Below are 21,310 nucleotides of genomic sequence, written 5' to 3' on the forward strand. Positions count from 1 at the left end.
CCCCGAACATCCCCGGCTGCGCCGCCGCGGCGAGCCCGCGCAGCGCCAGGCCCAGCGCCTCCAGCCGCTCCTCCGTCAATTGTCCCTGGAACAGGTGCGCCGCCACCACGAGGCGCGGGCGGCCGGTGCGGTCGCACAGGGCGGCGGCGGCGGAGGTCACGCCGCGGAGGAGGTGGCCGATATCGACGGCGTAGCCCCGCGCCGCGGCGGCCGCGACCTCCTCCAGGAAGGTCTCGAACGGCAGCGGCACGTGCCAGCGGATCGCCCCGAACCGGGCCCGCAGGGTGGCGCGCGGCAACGCCCCGGCGGCATTGCCCGCCGCCGCCACGGCGCGGCCGATCGCGCCCGCATAGGCCGGGATGCGGGTGGCGAGGCGGAACTCGATGTGGATGCCGCTCGCCGGGACGATCCGCCCGAGGAGCAGCGCCTTGTCGTCGGGCGCCACCTGCCAGACCGTGGTCGTCGCCTCGAACTCCGTCGCGACCTGGTGCAGGCCCGGTTGCAGCAACTCCACGTCCGAGCGGTTGAGGAGCGGGCGCGTCACCTCCAGCAGGCCGAGGCCGAGGCGGTAGGTCTTGGTCTCCGGCACCAGGGCGACGAAGCCCTCGTGCACCAGGGTGCGCAGGATGTTGAGCGTGGTCGAGGGGCTGACCCCCGCCGCGCGGGCGATCGCCGTGACCCCGAGGGCGTCCCGCGAGCCCGCGATCGCCCGCAGGATCGCCGCCGCCTGCGTCACCGCCCCGACCTCGCGGCCGACCTCCATCACCGTCGTTCGCTCGCCTGCCTCCTCCATCCCGCCGCCGCCCCTTGCCGCCCCGATCGTTTACGGTACAGAATAGCGTTCAGCGGACGGAATGAAAACGCCCGATCCGCGCACGGTCCGGGACAAGGGCCGGACATCATGGGAGGACCAGGATGGCACGGACCCGACGGGCCCGGACGGCGCGTGTCGCCGGTGCAAGGCCACGGGCGCGCGGCATCGCGGCGATGCTCCGGGCGCTCTGCGCCGCGGCCGCGCTCCTCGCGCCGGTGGCGGCCCGCGCCGATGGCGACGTGCTGCGGATCGGCATGCGCGAGACGCCGGTGAACGACTTCTTCGCCCAAGGCGGCAAGGTCCGGACAGACGGGCGCATGGTCCACGACGTCTACCTGATGCGCTTCAAGGCGCCGTCCCAGTCGACGGGCCGGTGGGATCTCTACGAACTCGTCACCACGGTCCCGGGCGACGAGGCGTTCCGGCCGCTCGGTGACGGCGGATGCCCCTATGTCCAGAACTGAGCCTGCCGCCGATCTCGCCGCTTTGGTGCGGCCCGGCGCGGTCGCGATCATCGGCGCCTCCGCCGACCCGACCCGCATCGGCGGCCGGCCGATCGCCTACATGCGGCGCGCCGGCTTCCAGGGCGCGATCCTGCCGGTGAACCCGAACCGGGCCGAGGTGCAGGGCCTGCCCTGCTCCGCCTCCGTCGCGGCCCTGCCGCAGGTCCCGGACGTGGCGGTGATCGCGGTGCCGGGCGCGGCGGCGCTCCAGGCGGTCGAGGAACTGGGGGCGCGGGGCACGCGCTTTGCCGTGATGTTCACGGCGGGCTATGCCGAGATCGGCGAGGCGGGCGCTGAAGCGCAAGCGGCCCTCGTCGCGGCGGCGCGGCGGCACGGGATGCGGCTCCTCGGCCCCAATTGCCTCGGCCTGTTCAACGCGGCCACCGGCTTCTACCCGATCTTCTCCGCCTCCCTCGAAGGCGGCCTGCCGCTGCCGGGGCGGATCGGCATCGCCAGCCAGTCGGGCGCCTACGGCACCCACCTCTTCGCTGCCTGCCGCAACCGCGAGATCGGCACCGCGATGCTGATCACCACCGGCAACGAGGCCGACCTGGCGGTGGCCGATGCGATCGGCTGGATGGTGCAGGACGACGGCATCGACGTCATCATGGCCTATGCCGAGGGCATCCAGGACGGGCCTGCCTTCGCGGGCGCTCTGGCCGAGGCCCGGCGGGCGCGAAAGCCCGTGATCGTGATGAAGGTCGGCCGCAGCGCGGTCGGCAGCGCGGCGGCCCAGTCGCACACCGCCTCGATCGCCGGCAACGACGCGGTCTTCTCCGCGGTGCTCGCCGAGCATGGGGCGATCCGGGCCCGCTCGACGGAAGAGCTGATCGACATCGCCTACGCGGCGACGCGGCGGATCTACCCGGTGCCGAACAGCTTGGGCGTCATCACGATCTCAGGGGGGGCCGGGGTGCTGATCTCGGATGCCGCCGAGGCCGCCGGCCTGCCGATGCCCCCGATGCCCGAGGAGGCGCAAAGACGGCTCAAGGCGATCCTGCCCATCGCCTCGCCCCTCAACCCGGTCGATTGCACCGCGCAAGCGTTCAACGACCTGTCGCTGATCGGCCGCTTCACCGAAGCGATGATCGCCGAGGGCGGCTATGCCTCGATCCTGGCCTTCTTCACCCAGATCGGCGGCGCCCCCAGCATGGCGCCGGCGATCCGCGCCCAGCTCAACGCCGTCAAGGCACGCCATCCGGACCGGCTCTACGCCCTCTCGGTCCTCGCCTCGGCGGAGCGCAACCGCGACTACGAGGCCGACGGGTACCTGCTCTACGAGGACCCGGCCCGGGCGGTGATCGCCCTCGACGCGATGGGGCGCCTCGGCGCGAGCTTTTCGGAATCCCCGCCGGTGCCGCCGCCCGCGGGCGCGCCGGTCCGGCTCCCCGACGCGAATCCGAGCGAGGCGGAGGCCAAACGCCTGCTCGCGGCCGCCGGCATCGCGACGGTGCCGGAAGCGGCCTGCGCGGACGAGGCGGCGGCGGTCGCGGCGGCCGAGTCGTTCGGCTTTCCGGTGGTGATGAAGATCCTGTCGCCGGACATCCTGCACAAGACCGAGATCGGCGGCGTCCTGCTCGACATCGGCGATGCCGATGCGGTCCGGCGCGGCACCGCCACGTTGATCGGGCGCGCCGCCCGCCACGCGCCGTCCGCCCGGATCGACGGCGTGCTGGTGGCGCGCCAGATCAAGGGCGGGGTCGAGTGCATCCTGGGCATCCAGCGCGATCCGGTCTTCGGCCCGGTGGCGATGGTCGGCCTGGGCGGGGTCTTCGTCGAGGTGATGCGCGACGTGGTGTTTCGGCGCTGCCCGTTCGGCGAGGACGTGGCCGAGGCGATGATCCGCGCGATCAAGGCCGCGCCGCTCCTCACCGGTGCCCGCGGCCGGCCGCCCTGCGACATCGCGGCGCTGGCCCGGATGCTGTCGCGGCTCTCGGTCTTCGCCGTGCAGGCGGGGCCGCGGCTGGCCTCGATCGATCTCAACCCGGTCTTCGCCCTGCCCGAGGGAGCCTTCGCGGCGGATGCGGTGATCGAGGTGGGGGAGGGGCGGAGCGTGGGCGTTTCCCGGCCGGCAGCCACGCCATGACCGACCCCGCCCGCATTCCCGTCATCGTCGGCATCGGCGAGGTCGCCGACCGCCCCGACGCGCCGGGCCGCGGCCCGATCGGTTCCGAGCCCGCCGCCATGATGGCGGAGGCCCTGCGACGGGCCGATCACGACGCGGGTGGCGGCTGGCTCGCCCGCCTCGCCTCCCTCGACGTGGTCAACGCGGTGTCCTGGCCCTATGCCGACCTGCCCGCCCGCGTCGCCGACCACCTCGGCCACCGCCCGGCCCGCCTCGCCTACGGCCCGGTCGGCGGCGAGACGCCGGTCCGTTTCCTGCACGAGGCGGGGCGGCGGATCGCGAGCGGCGAGGCCGCGGCGGCGGCCCTGTGCAGCGGCGAGGCGGAGCACAGCGCAGGCGCCGCGCGCCGCGCCGGCCTCGACCCCGCGCGCGATGCCTCCCCGCCCTGGACCGCCCCGGACCCCGCCTGGACCAACCCGCGGGTGCGCGACACCCTGCACCGCCAAGCCCTGCGGCACGGGCTGTCGCAGCCGGTCACCGTCTATCCCCTCTACGAGACCGCCCTCCAGGCCGCCTGGGGCCAGACCCCGCGCCAGGGCCGCGCCGAATCGGCGGCGCTCGGGGCGGCCTTCTCCCGGGTCGCGGCCGACAACCCGCATGGATGGCTGCGCCGCGCCGTCAGTGCCGACGAGATCGCCACGCCCTCGCCCGCCAACCGGCCGATCGCCTGGCCCTACACCAAGCTGATGGTGGCCAACCCCGTGGTGAACCAGGCCGCGGCCGTGATCGTGACGAGCGTGAGCCTCGCCCGCGCCGCCGGTCTGCCCGCGCATCGCGTCATTCCGATCGGCCCTGGCGCCGCCGCGACCGAGCCGCGGGACTGGCTGTCGCGCGACCGCTTCGACCACGCCCCGGCACAGGACGCGGTCGTCACGGCGGCGTTGCGCCGGGCCGGGCTCGCGGCTTCGGACCTGGCGGCGATCGAACTCTACAGCTGCTTCCCCTGCGTGCCCAAGATGGCGCGCCGCAGCCTCGGCCTGCCCGAGGAGGCCGTGCCGACGGTGACGGGCGGGCTGACCTTCTTCGGCGCACCGCTCAACGGCTACATGACCCACGCCATCTGCGCGATGGTGCGGCGGTTGCGCGAGGCGCCCGGCCGCGCCAGCCTGCTCTACGGCCAGGGCGAGTTCGTCACCAAGCACCACGCCCTGGTGCTGGGCGGCCAGTTCGACAGGCCCGCCGACGAGCCGGTCTCGGTCCAGGCCGAGGCGGACAGTCGCCGCGGGCCGGTGCCGCCGGTGGTGGAGGACGCCGCGGGCCGCGCCGTCGTCGAGACCCATACGGTGCTGTTCGACCGCGAGGGCGCGCCCGAGCGGGGCGTCGTGGTCCTGCGCCAGGGCGGCGCGCGCCTCCTCGCCCGGGTGCCCGCCGCCGACCGGGCCACCCTGGCGGCGCTGACCGACCTTGACCGCTCGCCCGTCGGTCTCGACGGCACCCTGCGCCGGGCCCGCGACGGGCTCCTCGACTGGGAGGCCGCCTGATGCGGGATCCCGTCCTGCGCGACCGCATCGGCGACCACGTCGCGGTCCTGACGCTGAACCGCCCGCAGGCGCGCAACGCCGTCGATCCGGCCCTCGCCCAGGCCCTCGGCGACGCCGTCGCGGAAACGGAGGCCGACGACACCGTCCGCGCGGTGGTGCTGGCGGGGGAAGGTCCGGTCTTCTGCGCCGGGGCCGACCTGACGACGGTCGCGGCGGGCCGGGCCGACGACCTCTGGACCCCGGGGGGCGGGTTTGCCGGCTTCGTCCACGCGGCACGGGCGAAACCCTGGATCGCCGCCGTGGAGGGCCCGGCGCTCGCCGGGGGCTGCGAGATCGCGCTTGCCTGCGACCTGATCGTGGCGGGGGAGGGAGCGACATTCGGCCTGCCGGAGGTGACCCGTGGCCTCGTCGCCGCGGCGGGCGGCCTCTACCGGCTGCCGCGGGCGCTGCCCCGCGCCGTCGCCCTCGAGATGATCCTGACCGGCGCGTCGCTGGCCGCGGACCGCGCCCACGCGTTGGGCCTCGTCAACCGGCTGGCGCCGCGGGGAGCCGCCCGGGACGAGGCGGTGGCGCTGGCGACCGCGATCGCCGGCAACGCGCCGCGCGCCGTGCGCGAGAGCCTGGCGGTGGCGCGCCTGGTGCCCGATGCCGACGAGGCCGGATTGCGGGCGGCGAGCGAGGCGGCCCGCGCCCGGGTCCAGGCCACGGAGGATTGTCGCGAAGGGCCCCGCGCCTTCATCGAGAAGCGCCCGCCGCGCTGGACCGGACGATAATCAAGGGAGACACCGCATGGGCCTACTGGATGGCAAGGTCGCGCTCGTCACCGGGGCGGGCGGCGGCATCGGGCGGGAGATCGCGCTCGCCATGGCGCTCGCCGGTGCCAGGGTGGTGGTCAACGATGTCGGCGCCTCCTTGAGCGGAGTCGGGGAGACCTCGGCGACGCCGGGCGAGCAGACCCGCGCCATCATCGTGCAGCGCGGCGGCGAGGCGGTAGTCGACACCGGCAGCGTCGCCGAGTGGGACGCCGCGCAAGCCATGGTGGCGACCGCCCTCGAGGCGTTCGGCCGCCTCGACATCGTCGTCAACAACGCGGGCATCCTGCGCGACCAGATCTTCCACAAGATGACCCCGGAGGAGTGGCTGTCGGTCATCAACGTCCATCTCAACGGCAGCTTCTTCGTCTCCCGCGCCGCCGCCGAGGTCTTCCGGCGCCAGAACGGGGGATCTTATGTCCACATGACCTCGACCTCGGGCCTGATCGGCAATCTCGGCCAGGCGAACTACTCCGCGGCCAAGCTCGGCATCGTTGCCCTGTCGAAGTCGATCGCCCTCGACATGGGCCGCTTCGGCGTGCGCTCGAACTGCATCGCGCCCTTCGCCTGGAGCCGGATGACCAGCTCGATTCCGGCCGAGACGCCCGAGCAGAAGGCCCGCGTCGCCAAGCTCCAGGCGATGGGGCCGGAGAAGAACGCGCCGCTCGCGGTCTTCCTCGCCTCGGATGCGGCCGCCCATGTCACCGGCCAGATCTTCGCCGCCCGCCACAACGAGGTGTTCCTCTTCAACCATCCCCGCCCGGTCCGCGGCGTGCACCGCGCCGAGGGCTGGACGCCGGAGACCATCGCCGAGCACGGGATGCCGGCGCTCTCGGGCCACCTCGCCCCCCTCGACCGCAGCCCCGACGTCTTTTCCTGGGACCCGGTGTGACCATGACCATCCACGGACGCGCCCATCTCGTCGGGGCCTACGAGCACCCGACCCGCAAGGCCCCGGACAAGTCCGTGGCCCAGCTCCACGCCGAATCCGCCGCCGGCGCCCTCGCCGATGCCGGGCTGACCAAGGACGATGTCGACGGCTATTTCTGCGCCGGCGACGCGCCGGGTCTCGGGCCGCTGGCGATGGCCGACTACCTGAACCTGCGCCTGCGCCACCTCGACAGCACCGATATCGGCGGCGCCTCCTACATCGCCCACGTGGCCCATGCGGCGCAGGCGATCGCGATGGGCCGTTGCAATGTCGCGCTCATCACGCTGGCCGGCCGGCCGCGAAGCGCCGGCCATTCCGGCACCGCGGCGCGGCCGGTGATCGCCGACGCGCCGGACAGCCCGTGGGAGACGCCGTTCGGCCCGACCACGGTCAACCTCTACGCGATGTGCGCGCGCCGCCACATGCATGAGTTTGCCACGACGGCCGAGCAGCTCGCCTGGATCAAGGTCGCGGCCTCGCATCACGCGCAGCACAATCCCGACGCCATGCTGCGCGACGTGGTGACCGTCGAGGACGTGCTGGCCTCGCCGATGGTCGCCGATCCGCTGCACCGGCTCGATTGCTGCGTCGTCAGCGACGGCGGTGGGGCGCTGGTGGTGGCGCGGCCCGAGATCGCCCGCAGCCTGAGGCGCCCGCTCATACGGGTGATGGGCGCGGGCGAGGCTCATAAGGGCCAGGGCGGCGGCGAGGTCGACCTGACCTATTCGGCGGCCCGGGTCTCCGGCCCGGCAGCCTTCGCGGAGGCCGGGGTGACGCCGGCCGACATCAAGTACGCCTCGGTCTACGACAGCTTCACCATCACGGTGCTGATGCAGCTCGAGGATCTGGGCTTCTGCGGGAAGGGCCAGGGCGGGCGCTTCGTCGCCGACGGCAACCTGATCTCCGGGACGGGCCGGCTGCCCGTCAACACCGATGGCGGCGGCCTGTGCAACAACCACCCGGCCAACCGGGGCGGCATCACCAAGGTGATCGAGGCGGTGCGCCAGCTCCGCGGCGAGGCCCATCCGGCAGTGCAGGTGAGGAACTGCGACCTCGCCGTCGCGACCGGCATCGGTGGCCTTCTCGGCAGCCGCCACGGCGCCGCCACCCTGATCCTCGGGAGGGAGTGAGACGATGAGCGGAGTGTCCTCGACCCGCATCCCCTTGCGCGACGGCGACTGGCCCGACCCGCCGGCCAGCCCCGAGGCCGCGCCGTTCTGGGCGGCGGCCCGCGAGGGCCGGTTCCTGCTGCGCCGCTGCACCGCCTGCGGCAAGGCGCATTGGTATCCCCGGACCCTGTGCCCGTTCTGCCTCGGCGAGACCGCCTGGGAGGAAGCCTCGGGCGAGGGCACGATCTACAGCGTCACGGTGCTCCCCCGCGAGGACCCGGTCCGCACGGTGGCCTACGTCACGTTGGCCGAGGGGCCGACGATGCTGACCAGCGTGGTCGCGTGCGATCCGCACGCCCTGGCGATCGGTCAGCCGGTGCGGCTGGTCTTCGCGCGCTCGCGCAACGGGACGCCGGTGCCGTGCTTCCGGCTGGTCGCGGCGGGTGGTCCGCCGGAGCCGGCCTTGTCGTGGTGACGCGGCGCCCTGCGGCCGCTCGATGTCCGGTCCGGCGCGGGACCGGGCAGGCTGACCAGCGGGGGGCCTGACACCGGCGTGACGTAAGGAAATCGCCTATCACAACGTCAGTTTGTAACGGCTCGTTAACGATGATCATCTAGAATGTAAGAATAATTCTAATCGGATTCGTGGCATGTTGCGCAGGTTGACCGTCCGCAATCGTCTCTACGGAGGCTTCGGGGCATTGGTGATGATCGTCGCCGCCCTGGGCGGCTTCTCGATCTATCAGCAGGCCGGCCTGCTCGCGCAATACGAGCGCCGGGCGCTGCTCGACGACCTGTCGCGATCCGCCCTCGCCGTGATCGTGTCGACGAAGTCGATGTCGGGCCAGGCGGAGCAGTACCGGCTCGTGCCGCAGCCCGCGCTGATCGCCGGGATCGAGACGGAGCGCCGCTCGATCGAGGAATCGGGTGACCTGATGGCCAAGCGGGCGATCGACGAGGAGCGCCGCCGGCTCTACGGCCAGATCCGCGATCAGGCCCGGGACTTGAAGACCGACCTTCAGCGCCTGGAGGCGGCCGGGCGCATCATGGCGGAGGCCAAGGACACGCTGTTCAAGGGCGGCGACGATCTGACCCGCGCGACCAGCGCGCTGGTGGCGGAGATGCGAGCCCGCGCCAGCGACGCGCAGGTGCTCCACGCCGCCATGACCGAGAGCGCCATGCTGCTGGTGCGGGTCGCCAACTGGCGCTTCCTGGCGACGCAGGACCCGAACGGTCCGGCAACCTTCGCGACGAATGCCGGCAAGGCGGAGGCGGCCATCAAGACCTTGCGTGGTCTCGATTCCGGCAACGCCTTCGCGCAGCCGATCCGCGTGACCGAGCAGGCCCTCGCGGCCTACGTGACCGCCTTCCAGGCCTACACCAAGGCTTCAGTCGAGAGCCGGCAGGTCTACGATACCGGCATCAAGCCGCACCTGACGAGCATCGATCAGGCCACGCAGACGGTGCGGGGCAAGGTGGAGACCGTGGTCCGCGAGATCGCCGACGCCACGGAGGCGATGACCGTCCGCACGCGGATGATCCAGTTCGCCCTGATCGCCTTCGCGCTATCCCTTGGCACCGGTCTCGCGGTCCTGATCGCCCGCAGCGTCATCGGGCCGATCGGCGGCATGACCGATGCGATGAAGCGGCTGGCGAACGGCGAGACCGATCTCACGGTGCCGTCCCGCGATGCACGCGACGAGATGGGCGCCATGGCCCAGGCGGTCGAAGTCTTCCGCCAGAACGCCGTCGCCCGAATCGAACTGGAAGCGCAGCAGCGCGACGAGCAATCCGCCCGCCAGCGCCGGGCCGACCGGGTCGACCAGCTGGTGCGGGGCTTCCAGCAGAAGGTGGCGGGCTCGCTCGACATCGTCACCGCCGCCGCGACCGAGCTGGATGCCACCGCCCGCACGATGACCGGCGTCGCCGACACCACCAGCGCCCAGGCGCAGGCGTCCAGCAGCACCGCCGAGCAGACCTCCGCCAATGTCCAGATGGTGGCGGCGGCGGCCGAGGAGATGGTGTCCTCGCTCCAGGAGATCGAGCGGCAGGTGCTGCGCTCGAACGAGGTCGCCGGCAATGCCACCCGCGAGGCCGCGGCGACCGACGCCGCGATGTCGAGCCTGAGTTCCGCCGCCACCCAGATCGGCGCCGCCGTCGCGACGATCACTGCCATTGCCGACCAGACCAACCTGCTGGCCCTCAACGCGACGATCGAGGCGGCCCGCGCCGGTGCGGCGGGGCGCGGCTTCGCGGTGGTGGCGGCGGAGGTGAAGGAACTCGCCGCCCAGACCTCCCGGGCGACCGTCGAGATCGGCGGGCAGATCACGGCGATCCAGGCGGCCACCGGCCAGGCGGCCGGCGCCATCGGGCAGATCGGCCAGACCATCGCGACCATCAACGAGATCAGCGGCATGATCGCCGCCACGGTGACGGAGCAGACCGCCGCCACGACCGAGATCTCGCGCAACGCCTCGCAGGCGGCCCGGGGCACCCAGGACGTCACCGCCGCGATGGCCGGGGTCCTCGGCTCCGCCGGAGAGACGGGCAGCGCCGCCTCGCAGGTCCTGATGGCGGCGGCCGAGCTGGCCACCCAGTCGCTCAACGTCAAGCAGGAGGTCGACGGCTTCCTGCGCGACATCCAGGCGGCCTGACGCGGCCCCCCCGAGGGAGGCGTTCTCGACGCTCTTCTCGGCGGGGCGTCGTCCGTCCCGCCGAGCGTTCAGGAGAGGGGCCGCCCGCCCGCGAGGCCGCGGGCGCAGTCCGCGATCTGCCGGCGCAGCCAGGCATGGTCGGGATGGCGCTCGACCCGCCGGGCCCAGACCAGGACCGAGCGGGTGACCGGCAGGTCCGGGTCCGCCGGCAGGGCGGCGCAGGCGACCGGATGCACCGTCGCGAGGGTGCGGGCGATCCGCTCGGCCATCACCGCCACCAGATCGGAGCGGGCGAGAATCGGCGCCGCCGACAGGAACGGGGCCGCCATGGCGACCCGGCGCGGCGGCAGGCCCCGTCGGCTCAAGATCCCGTCGAGGAAGCCGACATCGTCGCCGGTCGAGGAGACGACGAGGTGCGACAGGTCCGCCAGGCGCTCGTAGGTGAGGGGCCGGGCGAGGGCCGGATGCCCGTGCCGGGCGACGACCGCGAACCCGTCCCGGATCAGCGTGGTGGTGCCGAAGCGCTCGCCCTCGACCCGGCCGGCGCCGACGATCGCGAGATCCACGTCGCCGCGGTCGAGGAGGTCGTCGACCCGCACGGTGCCGCTCGGGCTCATGTGCAGGCTCAAGGACGGGGCCCGGCTCCCGATCCATTCGGCGATCGGCGCCGCGAGGACCACGGCGGCGGTGTTGTTGAGCACCAGGCGAAAGCGCGCGGTCGAGGTAGCCGGGTCGAACCGGTCCTGGTGCAGGGCGCTCTCGATCTCGGCCAACGCCCGGCGCACCGGCTCGGCGAGGTCGTGGGCGCGGGGCGTCGGGCTCATGCCCTCGGGCCCGCGCACGAACAATTCGTCGCCGAAGGCCCGGCGCAGGCGCTGGAGCGCGTGGCTCACCGCCGACTGGCTCAGGCCCAGCCGCTCCCCGGCGCGCGTCACGTGCCGCTCGCGCATGATCGCGTCGAACACGATGAGGAGCTTGAAGTCGAACGCATCCCAGTTCACGAGCCCGGGTTGTAGCGGAGGGGCGCGGCGGGGGATAGGCAGGGGGCAGGCCCGGCCTCGTGACCCGCTCCTGCTGAGGATGGGCAGACCGTTCGCCATAGCGGGCAAACTCGCTCATTCTCATGTCCACGAAGATCACTTCCGTGATCAACATCGCGCCGATCAACCGGAACCCCGGCAAGCCTGACGCCGCCCCGGATCGACAGGTGCAGCACCCGTCACCGCCGTGACATCGAGCCCGACCCGACAGGCTGCCGGCCTCTCCGGGCGAGGGGAGTCGTGCCTGCTTTCTTCGTCGTGTTTCCCTTGCCACCGGAACCTACGCCCTCGGGCCGGTGTTCGCGGACGGACGTCCTGCGCGCCCCGGTTCGATGACGGGTGCGCGTCAACGACAGGGAGAGATGCCATGAAGCTCATCCTCGCCGCCGGCCTGCTGTCCGTCTTGGCCGGCCCGGCGCTGGCCGGCGCCTGCGGCACCGAGATCGATGCCCTGGAGCCCCGCCTGACCGAGAAGGGGCGCGAGACGATCGCGGCGTCGAGCGGCGGCAAGGAAGTGGCCTCCCGGCGGGAGGCCCAGGCCGAGGCAGCGACCGAGAGGGGCACCAGCCCCTCCGCCCTGCCGAAGGGGCCCGCTCCCGGCTCCGCCGAGACGAAAGCCACTACCGATGTTGCCAAGGCCGGCGGCGGCACCGGCGTGATGGAGGCCCGCGCCAGCCTCAACCGCGCCCGCGAACTCGACAAGAAGGGCGACGAGGCCGGATGCATGAAGGCGGTGTCCGACGCCAAGGAGAAACTCGATCGGTAGGTCGCAGATCGGCGCGAGTGGAGCGTCTTCCTCGCGCCGAACTCTGTTTCGATCATGCAACACTGAAGTATATAAGTTGTTCTTTTATAAGGAATCTATAATTAGATCCATCCGGCAGCCGCAGATCCTGCATGGTGCTCAGGAAGGCATCCGCCTCGGGTTCGACCGCCTGGGCGAGCCGGCGGCGGGCGTCGGCCCGCAGCATCTCGGTCAGGGGATCGTCGATCTCGTCAGGCTGACGACGCCGCACGATGTTGGTCGGGCCGTCTAAGCAGACTTGCGTTGGCAGGCCAACGCTTCGCCCACTTAGGGTCTTGTTCGATTGCAGATTTTTGCCGCCGAACCGGTGACCACTTCGGCGACATCTGCTGAGGGCATCTCCCTCTCGTTGAGAGGTTCTGGCAGGCGCGACACCCGCCTCGATATGCCGCCTTCACCCAAACCGTGTCACCCAGTCTCCCGCATCGCTCGTGCACGTCAGATCCCGAGATAGACCCGGCGCACCTCGGGATCGTCGCGCAGGGTCGCGGCGGGTCCGGAGAGCATCAGGCGACCGGTCTGGAGCACGTAGGCCCGGTCGGCGATGCTCAGGGACTCGGCCACGCGCTGCTCCACCAGCAGGATCGTCGTCCCGGATGCCCGGATCGCCTCGACGGCGGAAAAAATCTCGTCCACCAGCTTCGGCATGATCCCCTGCGACGGCTCGTCGAGCATCAGCAGCCGCGGACGTGTCATCAGCGCGCGGCCGATCGCCAGCATCTGCTGCTCGCCCCCCGACAGCGTCCCGGCCCGCTGCGGCAGGCGCTCCTTCAGCCGCGGGAACAGCGCGAAGACCCGCTCCAGGGGCGCCTCCCGGTCGGCCGCCTTGCGGTGGAGGTAGCTGCCGAGCCGCAGGTTGTCGGCGACCGACAGGCGCGGAAACAGCCGCTTGTTCTCCGGCACGTAGGCAATGCCCCGCGCGGTGATGACGTGGCCCGGCAGCCCGTCGAGGCGGGTGCCGTCGAACACCACCTCGCCGGCTTTCGGCCGCTCCATCCCGGCGATCGACTTCAGCAGCGTCGACTTGCCGGCGCCGTTGGCGCCCGCCACCACCACGATCTCGCCGCTCGCGACCGCGATCGAGACGTTCTGGATGGCGAGCAAGCCCTGATAGGCGGTGGAGAGCCCGCGGACCTCAAGCAGCACGGTGACGCTCCCCCAGATAGGCCGTGATCACGCCGTCGTGGCGCACCACCTCGGTCGGGTGGCCCTCGGCCAGAACCCGGCCGAGATGCAGCACCACCGCCCGGTCGACCAGCGGCATCACCACCTCCATCACGTGCTCGACCATGATGACGGTGACGCCGCGGGCCGCCACCTTGCGGATCAGCTCGACCCCGGCCTTGGCCTCGCTCGGCGTCAGCCCGGTCAGCACCTCGTCGAGGAGGAGCAGCGTCGGCTCGGTGGCGAGCGCCCGGGCGACTTCGAGGCGGCGCTTCTCCGGCGGCGTCAGCTCGCCCGCCACGGCATCCGCCCGGTGGCCGAGCCCGGCGAAGTCGAGGGTCTCGAGGGCGACGCGCCGCGCCGCCGCCGCGGTGGCGTGGCGGGCAAAGCCCCCGACGACGACGTTCTCGAGCACGTTCATCGAATCGAACGAGCGCGGCACCTGGAAGGTGCGGGCGATGCCGCGCCGGCAGCGCTCGGGGGCGGAGAGATCGGTGATGTCCTCGCCGCGGAAGACGATCCGGCCCTCGCTCGGCCGGTAGGTGCCGGAGATCAGGTTGAACAGGGTCGACTTCCCGGCCCCGTTCGGCCCGAGCAGGCCGAGGATCTGGCCCTCCGGCACCGCGAGGCTGACATCCGCATTGGCCACCAGGCCGCCGAAGCGCAAGGTGACGTGGTCGATGCGCAGGAGGGGCTCGGTCACGGGCGTCTCGCTCACGGGGTCGCCTCCTCGGCGCGGGCCTTGCGGGGGCGGAACAGGCTGAGCACCCCTTCCGGACGGGCCAGCGCCACCACCATCACCAGGATGCCGTAGAGCATCAGATCGAGACCTTTGCCGCCGCCGCCGAGATAGGAGCGGCTGATCTCGGTGAGCGGGATCAGGATCGCCGCCCCGACGAGCGGTCCCCACAGGGTGCCGATGCCGCCGAGCACCGCCGGCAGGGCGAAGAGCAGCGAGAAGCGGAAGCTCATCACGCTCTCGGGATCGATGTAGGAGACATAGGCGGCGTAGAAGCCGCCGCCGATCGCCGTGAAGAAGGCCGAGACGGCCGCCGCCGCCATCTTGGAGCGAAAAACCTCGACGCCGAGGCTCTCGGCGGCCTGGGCATCGTCCTTGACCGCGCGCCACCAATAGCCCCAGCGCGAGCCCTCGATCAGCCAGGTGACGAACCAGACCAGGGCCAGGAAGGCGATGGCGAAGTGGATGTAAGGCACCTTGTCGCGGGCGAATTGCAGCGTCCACCACGAATCCGGGTTGAACGGCCACTGGATGCCCATCGCGCCGCCGACGAAATCCCAGTTGTGGACGAGCAGCAGGCCGATCTCCGCGATGACGATGGTCGCAATCGAGAAGTAATGGCCGGCGAGCCGGAAGCACGGATAGCCGAGGAGCAACGCCACCGCGGCCGAGAGCAGGCCGCCCGCCAGCATCCCGAACCACGGCAGCACGCCATAGGTGACGAACAGGACCGTGGTGGCATAGGCGCCGGCGCCGAAATAGAGCGCGTGGCCGAGGGACACCTGGCCGCAATAGCCCCCGAGAATGTTCCAGCTCTGGGCAAGCGCGGCATACATCAGGGTGAGGATGAGGACGTTCTGGAGATAGACGTCGCGCAGGCCGTAGGGGAGCGCGGCGAGGCCGGCGAAGACCAGGGCGGCGACGATCAGCTTGCGCCGGCGCCTGGCCGCATGGCTGGCCTCGGCCCGCGCCAGGGCCGGCGCGAGGGGGGTGGTCGCGGCGGTCATCAGAGCCTCCCGAACAGGCCTTGCGGCCGCACGAACACCACCGCGAGGTAGAGGGCGTAGACGCCGACGGACTTGAGCGCCGGCGGCAGGATCACCGCCGTGAGGGCCTCGACGAGGCCGACGATGATCCCGGCGACGAGCGCCCCGGCGACGCTGCCGAAGCCGCCGAGCGCCACCGTGACGTAGGCGATGAGGGCGAAGCTCGCTCCGACCTGGGGATGGATGTAGTAGAAGATCGCCAGCACCGCGCCGGCGAGGCCGACCAGGGCGGCGCCGAGGCCCCAGCCGAGGGCGAAGACGCGGTTGCGGTCGATGCCGACCAGGGCCACCGCGCCCTGGTCCTCGCGGGTGGCCTTGAGGGCGCGGCCGAAATCGGTGCGGCTCATCAGGAGGTGGAGGCCGCCGAAGGCGGCGAGGGAGACGAGCGCGCCGAAGATCTGCGGCCAGGGCAGGAAGATGCCGCCGAGATCGAGGGTGCGCCCGCCGAGCCAGGAGTTGGGAACGTTGCGGTAATCGGGGGTGAAGAGATACTGCGCGGCGCCCTGGAGCAGGATCGCGAGGCCGAAGGTGGCGAAGATCTGCACCATGCCCTGGTTGGCCTTGGCGCGCATGGCGAAGCGGACGACGCCGAGATAGGCGGCGGCCCCCAGCACGAAGAGCAGGGCGGCCACGAGCGGCATCAGCACCACCGGATCGAGGCGGGTGACGAGCACCAGCCCGAAGGTCGCGTACATGGCGAGCATCAGGAACTCGCCATGGGCGAAGTTCACCACGTCCATCAGTCCGAAGATCAGCGAGAGGCCGACCGCGATCAGGGCGTAGATCAAGCCCATCAAAAGGCCGCTCGCCAGCACCTGCACCAGGGCTTGCGCCGTCATCAATGCACCTGCCGATCGAGAGAAGGGAACGAGTCGACGATCGTGCCGATCGCCATCATGGATTCATCGGCCAGAGCGGTGCCGCTGCGGCGAGGTCCTTCGGGAGCACGGTTCACGAACTTGCCCTCCCGATACTGGATGAGCACCGGATCGCAGAGGGTGTTCTGCCCGTCGGGGCCGAACTTGATGCCGCGCCAGGGCATGACGGTCTGGATCCCCGGAATGTCCGTCGCCGTCAGGGCGTCGCGGACCTTGGTGCCATCGGTGGACTTCGCCCGGTCGATGGCATCCGCGATCACCAGCATCGCCTCGACGAGCCGGGAGGTGTCGTCGTTCAGGTCCCGGCCGGCGCGGGCCTTGACCATGTCGTTCACCAGCCCGATCGACGGACGCTTCGGTGCGAGATCGAGCGCGAACGACCCGCGGCTGCTCTGGCCGACGAGCTTGTCCTGCGTGATGAGGCGCTCGGGCTCCGAGCGGCCGTTCTGCGGATCGCCCTGGTGGTCGGCCACCACGAGGCGGATCTGCGCCCCGCCGAGACCGGCGGTGCGGGCGCCCGGCAGGTCGAGGTCGTGCACGCCGTTGACGATCTCCATCGCGGTCTCGATGGCGTGGCGGCCATCGACACCGGCCTGGGCGGCGGCGCCCGACATCGGGTAGACGGCCCCGATCGGCACCTCGCCGGCCGCATCGGCTCTGCCGATGCCCGCCAGGCCGGCGGCCAGGGGCGCGGCGGCGTCGACAAGAATCTCTCGCCTGTTCATCATCCCGTCTCTCCGATCGACAGTCGCCATCCCATTATCCTCGCATCGGAGGCGACGAGATGAGAGACATGAAAAAAGGTTCGATCCGGATGCGCAGTCTATCCAGCAGGCAAATGTTCGCCCCGCGGCATCGTCGATCGGCCTGGAAGGGTGGCCGGCATGCGTCGATTGATATCGGATGCCCCACGCCGACCCGCTCACATCAGGAATCTTAAGCAAGGAATGTGCCGCAGCACCGGCCCTCATCGAAGCAAGAACCACCGTGGAATGGCAAGTTTTGCGGATCGGTGGACCCTGCGAAGGGTGGGGATTGGCGGATCATCGGCCGCGGGCGCGCCGCCCGGGCAGGGCCCCGATGCGACGATCGCGGTTCCTCCCGCGTCCCGTACTCCGCCTCAGGGCGCGATCTGGAGGATCGCCTCGACCTCGACCGTCATCGCATTGGGCAGCGAGCCCATGCCGACCGCCGAGCGGGCATGACGGCCGGCCTCGCCGAGCACCGCCACCAGGAGATCCGAGCAGCCGTTGATGACCTTCGGGTGATCGGCGAAGTCGGGCTCGGCATTGACCATGCCGAGGAGCTTCACCACGGCCTTGATCCGCGACAGGTCGCCGAGGGCCGCCTTGGCGACGGCGAGAAGCTGGAGGCCTGCGAGCTGCGCGTCGGTATAGCCGTCCTCGATCGTGGCGTCACGGCCGAGGCGGCCCGGGCGGTAGGTGCCGTCCGGCCGCTTCGGGCCCTGGCCGGAGAGGTAGAGCAGGTCGCCGACGATGCGGAACGGCACGTAGTTGGCCACCGGCACCGGCACCTCGGGCAGGGTCAGGCCGAGTTCGGCGAGCGTCTCTTCGGGGGTCATCGGCCGGTCCTGTCGGTTGGAGGAGGAAACGGGAGGTGCCGGTGATCGTGGCCGGCGCGGACGGGGAATGTTCACCCGAAAATGGCGCTGCGGTCGAGTCGACGGCGTCGGGGGACAGATCCGCGGCATCGGACCCGAGCGTGACCGCGGGTCGACACGGCCGCTCGCCCCCGAGAACCGAACCGGCTGCCCCTTACGCGCAACCGGCTCGGATCGCCGCCGCTCTCGGGTGGAGGCCGAGAACCTGATGCAGGATACGACCGAGCTGCTCGGCCGAATAGGGCTTGTGCAGCAATGCGAATCCGTGGGCGTCCGACTGGGCGAGGACGTGGCTGTAGCCCGAGGTGAGCACGACAGGCACGTGGGGCAGGCGCGTCTGCAAGTCCCGCGCGAGGGCGACGCCGCCCATGCCGGGCATCACCACGTCGGAGAACACCAGGTCGAACCGGCTTCCCTCGCGGCCGAGTTTCTCCAGCGCCTCCTCGGCATTGGCGGCCCAGACCGGCCGGTAGCCGAGATCCTCCAGGATCTGGGTCGCGAACTGACCGACGCCGACATTGTCCTCGACCACGAGGATCCGCTGGCCAGTCCCGAGGGGCGCCAGGCCGTCCTCCTGCGGACGATCGGCGAAGGTCTGCTCCTCGGCGACGACTTCCGGCAGGTAGAGCGTGAAGGTGGTCCCCTGTCCGGGAATGCTGCGCACGTCGACATCGCCGCCCGATTGCTTGGCGAAGCCGAAAACCTGCGACAGGCCGAGGCCCGTGCCCTTGCCGACCTCCTTCGTGGTGAAGAAGGGATCGAAGATCCGGCCGATCTGTTCCGGCGGAATGCCCGTGCCGGTGTCGATCAGCGCGACGGCCGCGAATGGCTCCTGGGATCCGGCATGGCCGCGGATGGCGGGCAGCGCCGAGCCGCAGGACACCCGCAGGGTCAGCGTGCCCTCTCCGTTCATGGCATCGCGGGCGTTGACCGCCATGTTGACGAGGGCGGTCTCGAACTGGCTCAGATCCGCCCGGATGAGGCAGGGCGCGATCGGCACCTCGGTGACGACGCGCACCCGCGAGCCCGTCAGGGTGTCGAGCATGTCGGCGATCCCCCTGACCTTCTGGCCCACGTCGAAGACCTCCGGCTTGAGGGCCTGGCGCCGGGCGAAGGCCAGGAGCTGGCCGGTGAGCTTGGCGGCCCGCTCGACGGTGTCCGACACCGCATCGAGGTAGCGGCGCTTGCGCGCCTCCGGCAGATCGTGCCGGCGCAGGAAGTCGACCGAGGAGCGGATGATGGTCAGCAGGTTGTTGAAGTCGTGGGCCACCCCGCCGGTGAGCTGGCCGACCGCCTCGAGCTTCTGCGATTGCCGCAGTGCGTCCTGCGCCAGGGCAAGCTCGGTCTGGCTGCGCAGCCGCGCGGTCACGTCCATCACGAACTGGTAGCAGCCGGTGCGCTCGCCCTCAGCGTTGCGCAGCGTGCGGAAGCTGATCTCGTAGCACGGGCGGGCGCGGTCGGGGTCGCCGAACTCCTCCACGAAGGTGATCTCCTCGCCGGCGAGGCCGCGGCCCCAGCCGGCCCGCACCTCGGCCTGCTGCACCGGCTGATCGGCCAGGAGATCGAGCATGTTGTCGCCGACCGTGGGCCGCACGCCGTAGATGCGCGCGAACTCGTCGGCATTGGCCTTGTTGATGGCGAGAATATTGTAATCGAGATCGACCGCCATCACCAGGATGTCGGTTCGCTCGACGATGGTCGCGAACAGGTTGCGCTCCGCCGTGCGCTCCGAGACCTGCAGCTCCAGGGTTTCGTTCAACTCCTGCAAGCGGCGCTCGCTCTCGGCCAGACGCTGCTCGGCCTCCTTGCGCCGGCTCAGATCGGCCGTGACGACCAGCAGGTTCTTGAGGCGGCCATCGGTGTCGTCGAGGCGCTTGATGCTGCTATTGGCCCAGATCGCCGTGCCGTCCGGGCGCCGGTAGCGCTTGTCGAGGGACGTGCTGCGTCCGGTCTTGATCGCCTCGGCGATCGCCGCCTGGCTCGCCCGGCTGTCGGCAGGGTCGGTGACCTCGGCGAGGTTGCGCGTGAGGAGGTCCTCGGCCGGGCGACCGAGGATGCGGCACAATTCGGTGTTCACCCGCAGGAAGCGACCATCGGCGCTCACCTCCGACAGGCCGACCGAGGCCCCGGCGAAGATGGCTGCCAGATGCTGCTCGCTCTCGCTCAGCGCCGTCTCGGCGCGGGCCCGCTCGATCGCGGCCTTGACGCGCTCGCCGACCTCCCGGATCAGGTTCTCCTCGGCCCGGCTCCAGACGCGCGCGGTGGCGCTCTGTACGGCCAGAAGCCCGACCCATTGCTCTTCGCGAAACAGGATGACGTCGACGAAGGCGGCGACCTGCCGCGACGCCAGGCCGGTCCGGGCCTCGTCGCTGAACCGGGGATCCGCGGCCACGTCCTCGACGGCGACGACCGCGCCATCGCGATAGGCGGCCAGGAGATCCGGGCCGAACGCCGCGAGCGAGTGCTCCCCGACGATCGACTCGACGCCGCACGCATAGTCACGCTCGACCTTCATCAGGCTGCCGTCGATCTCGGCGTAGAAGACGCGGCTGGCACCGACCCGTTCGCCGAGCCGCCGGGCCGCCATCTCGGCGATATCCGTCGGCGAGGTCAGCAGCCGGAGCGTGTCGCTGAGATCCAGAAGGAAGGATTGACGCTCCTCGTTGTCGCGGAGCAGCGCCTCCGTTTCCTGCCGGCGATGCGTGCCGAGGGCCTGGCCCTGGATCGCGGTGCAGGCGCCATACAGTCCCTCGACGCCCCCGGCGGCATCGCGGATCGGCGCATAGAAGAGCGAGAACCCCGCCGCCTCACGGCCGCGCCCACGATCGAGGACGTGCACGATGTCGGAGCTGTGGACCGGCCGGCCGGCGGCGGCCTGCGCCATGAGCGGCGCGAGTGCGGTCTTGATCTCGGCCCAGACGTCGAGATAGTCGCGTCCCAGCGCCGCCGGATGCCGGTGACCGAGAAGGTCGGCATACAGGTCGTTGTAGAGGAGCGTCCGCTCACGGCCCCAAACGAGGAAGGCCGGCTGGTGCGAGGCGAGCATCGCTCCGACGAGGGTCGTCAGGGAGGGCGGCCAGGTCGAGGGATCGCCCAAAGGCGAGGCGCCCCAATCCTGCGCGCGCATGAGCGCGCCGATCGCGCTGCCGTCGACGAGGACGGCCGGGACGTAGAGAGTGGCGTCAGATCTGCCGTGCACGACGTCCTGTCCCTGCTTCACGGGGCCTGCATGGCGCACCCGGCCGACCGGGCCCCTGGCTGAGCCCATCGCCCGGACGGCCACAGGTCCATGAACGCCACCCATGAGCGCCACCTTCATGACCTTTCGGTGATCACGCGAGGCGCCCCGGGCCAGGGTCGAGCCGCTTCGGTCCGGCCGTCGTCAGAGAGGCGGTCCGCCTCGTGCCGATTCTGCCAGCTTGAGCGGTCTCACAGCGAGGCGCGGCTGTCAAAGCGGCCGTCGTGGACACGCGCCCTCACGGTGCCGATCCTGGAGGGCGGCCCGGCCTGGGCGCGCCCGGCGCGGATCGTCACCGCTGATCGGGGGAGGGGGCGACGCGCGAGCGTGGCAACGCGCGCGTTGCCCGG

At 71.5% G+C, this 21,310-nt stretch carries 17 protein-coding genes and 2 pseudogenes; 9 read left to right on the top strand and 10 right to left on the bottom strand.

Annotated features, from left to right (window positions below):
- Positions 1 to 793 (bottom strand): IclR family transcriptional regulator (locus VP06_RS14750; RefSeq protein WP_048464539.1); only part of this gene is annotated, 793 nt, incomplete at its 3' end.
- 275 nt (positions 794 to 1,068) lie between these two features.
- On the opposite strand from VP06_RS14750, the pseudogene VP06_RS14755 reads away from it, so the two are divergent.
- The 8 genes and pseudogenes from VP06_RS14755 to VP06_RS14790 all read left to right on the top strand — a co-directional run.
- Positions 1,069 to 1,278, top strand: a pseudogene (locus VP06_RS14755) (ABC transporter substrate-binding protein); the annotation flags it as partial.
- A complete protein-coding gene (locus tag VP06_RS14760) occupies positions 1,265 to 3,403 on the top strand; it encodes an acetate--CoA ligase family protein (RefSeq protein WP_048464541.1) in 2,139 nt (712 codons plus the stop codon). The pseudogene VP06_RS14755 and the gene VP06_RS14760, both read left to right, overlap by 14 nt.
- Positions 3,400 to 4,923 carry an acetyl-CoA acetyltransferase gene (locus tag VP06_RS14765; RefSeq protein ID WP_048464542.1) on the top strand — a complete coding sequence of 508 codons (1,524 nt, stop codon included), beginning with the start codon at positions 3,400 to 3,402 and terminating at the stop codon, positions 4,921 to 4,923. The genes VP06_RS14760 and VP06_RS14765 overlap by 4 nt, the downstream gene beginning before the upstream one ends.
- A complete protein-coding gene (locus VP06_RS14770) occupies positions 4,923 to 5,696 on the top strand; it encodes an enoyl-CoA hydratase-related protein (protein ID WP_048464543.1) in 774 nt (257 codons plus the stop codon). The genes VP06_RS14765 and VP06_RS14770 overlap by 1 nt, the downstream gene beginning before the upstream one ends.
- Positions 5,697 to 5,712: 16 nt before the next feature.
- Positions 5,713 to 6,627 (top strand): SDR family oxidoreductase, encoded by a 915-nt coding sequence (locus VP06_RS14775; RefSeq protein ID WP_048464544.1) that lies wholly within the window; start codon positions 5,713 to 5,715, stop codon positions 6,625 to 6,627.
- 2 nt (positions 6,628 to 6,629) lie between these two features.
- A complete protein-coding gene (locus VP06_RS14780) occupies positions 6,630 to 7,796 on the top strand; it encodes a thiolase domain-containing protein (protein WP_048464545.1) in 1,167 nt (388 codons plus the stop codon).
- Between the two features lie 4 nt (positions 7,797 to 7,800).
- The gene (locus tag VP06_RS14785) at positions 7,801 to 8,250 is read left to right on the top strand and encodes a Zn-ribbon domain-containing OB-fold protein (protein ID WP_082167399.1); all 450 of its coding nucleotides are present in this window, start codon (positions 7,801 to 7,803) and stop codon (positions 8,248 to 8,250) included.
- Between the two features lie 175 nt (positions 8,251 to 8,425).
- Positions 8,426 to 10,429 carry a methyl-accepting chemotaxis protein gene (locus tag VP06_RS14790; RefSeq protein WP_048464546.1) on the top strand — a complete coding sequence of 668 codons (2,004 nt, stop codon included), beginning with the start codon at positions 8,426 to 8,428 and terminating at the stop codon, positions 10,427 to 10,429.
- A 68-nt stretch (positions 10,430 to 10,497) separates the two neighbouring features.
- Here VP06_RS14790 and VP06_RS14795 read toward each other — a convergent pair whose 3' ends face one another.
- A complete protein-coding gene (locus VP06_RS14795) occupies positions 10,498 to 11,430 on the bottom strand; it encodes a LysR family transcriptional regulator (RefSeq protein ID WP_053081810.1) in 933 nt (310 codons plus the stop codon).
- Positions 11,431 to 11,836: 406 nt separating this feature from the next.
- Between VP06_RS14795 and VP06_RS14800 the strand changes: the two genes are divergently transcribed.
- Positions 11,837 to 12,235, top strand: coding sequence for a hypothetical protein (locus tag VP06_RS14800; protein ID WP_048464547.1), 399 nt, complete (start codon positions 11,837 to 11,839; stop codon positions 12,233 to 12,235).
- A 106-nt stretch (positions 12,236 to 12,341) separates the two neighbouring features.
- Here VP06_RS14800 and VP06_RS35015 read toward each other — a convergent pair.
- The 8 genes and pseudogenes from VP06_RS35015 to VP06_RS14840 all read right to left on the bottom strand — a co-directional run.
- A pseudogene (locus VP06_RS35015) lies at positions 12,342 to 12,524 on the bottom strand (IS256 family transposase); the annotation flags it as partial.
- A 188-nt stretch (positions 12,525 to 12,712) separates the two neighbouring features.
- Positions 12,713 to 13,417, bottom strand: a complete 705-nt coding sequence (locus VP06_RS14810) for an ABC transporter ATP-binding protein (protein ID WP_048464556.1) — start codon at positions 13,415 to 13,417, stop codon at positions 12,713 to 12,715.
- Positions 13,410 to 14,156: an ABC transporter ATP-binding protein gene (locus VP06_RS14815; RefSeq protein ID WP_156295621.1), complete on the bottom strand. Its 747-nt coding sequence runs from the start codon at positions 14,154 to 14,156 to the stop codon at positions 13,410 to 13,412. Before VP06_RS14815 ends, VP06_RS14810 begins: the two co-directional genes overlap by 8 nt.
- Complete coding sequence (locus VP06_RS14820; RefSeq protein WP_048464549.1) at positions 14,153 to 15,184, bottom strand: branched-chain amino acid ABC transporter permease; 1,032 nt, start codon at positions 15,182 to 15,184, stop codon at positions 14,153 to 14,155. The genes VP06_RS14815 and VP06_RS14820 overlap by 4 nt, the downstream gene beginning before the upstream one ends.
- A complete protein-coding gene (locus VP06_RS14825; RefSeq protein WP_048464550.1) occupies positions 15,184 to 16,062 on the bottom strand; it encodes a branched-chain amino acid ABC transporter permease in 879 nt (292 codons plus the stop codon). The genes VP06_RS14820 and VP06_RS14825 overlap by 1 nt, the downstream gene beginning before the upstream one ends.
- Positions 16,062 to 16,829 carry an ABC transporter substrate-binding protein gene (locus tag VP06_RS14830; RefSeq protein WP_048464551.1) on the bottom strand — a complete coding sequence of 256 codons (768 nt, stop codon included), beginning with the start codon at positions 16,827 to 16,829 and terminating at the stop codon, positions 16,062 to 16,064. The genes VP06_RS14825 and VP06_RS14830 overlap by 1 nt, the downstream gene beginning before the upstream one ends.
- 392 nt (positions 16,830 to 17,221) lie before the next feature.
- Complete coding sequence (locus VP06_RS14835) at positions 17,222 to 17,683, bottom strand: RidA family protein (RefSeq protein WP_048464552.1); 462 nt, start codon at positions 17,681 to 17,683, stop codon at positions 17,222 to 17,224.
- A 193-nt stretch (positions 17,684 to 17,876) separates the two neighbouring features.
- Positions 17,877 to 20,921: a PAS domain-containing protein gene (locus VP06_RS14840; RefSeq protein ID WP_048464553.1), complete on the bottom strand. Its 3,045-nt coding sequence runs from the start codon at positions 20,919 to 20,921 to the stop codon at positions 17,877 to 17,879.
- Positions 20,922 to 21,310: the final 389 nt, after the last annotated feature.

It is taken from the genome of Methylobacterium aquaticum (assembly GCF_001043915.1).
Classification (GTDB): Bacteria; Pseudomonadota; Alphaproteobacteria; order Rhizobiales; family Beijerinckiaceae; genus Methylobacterium; species Methylobacterium aquaticum.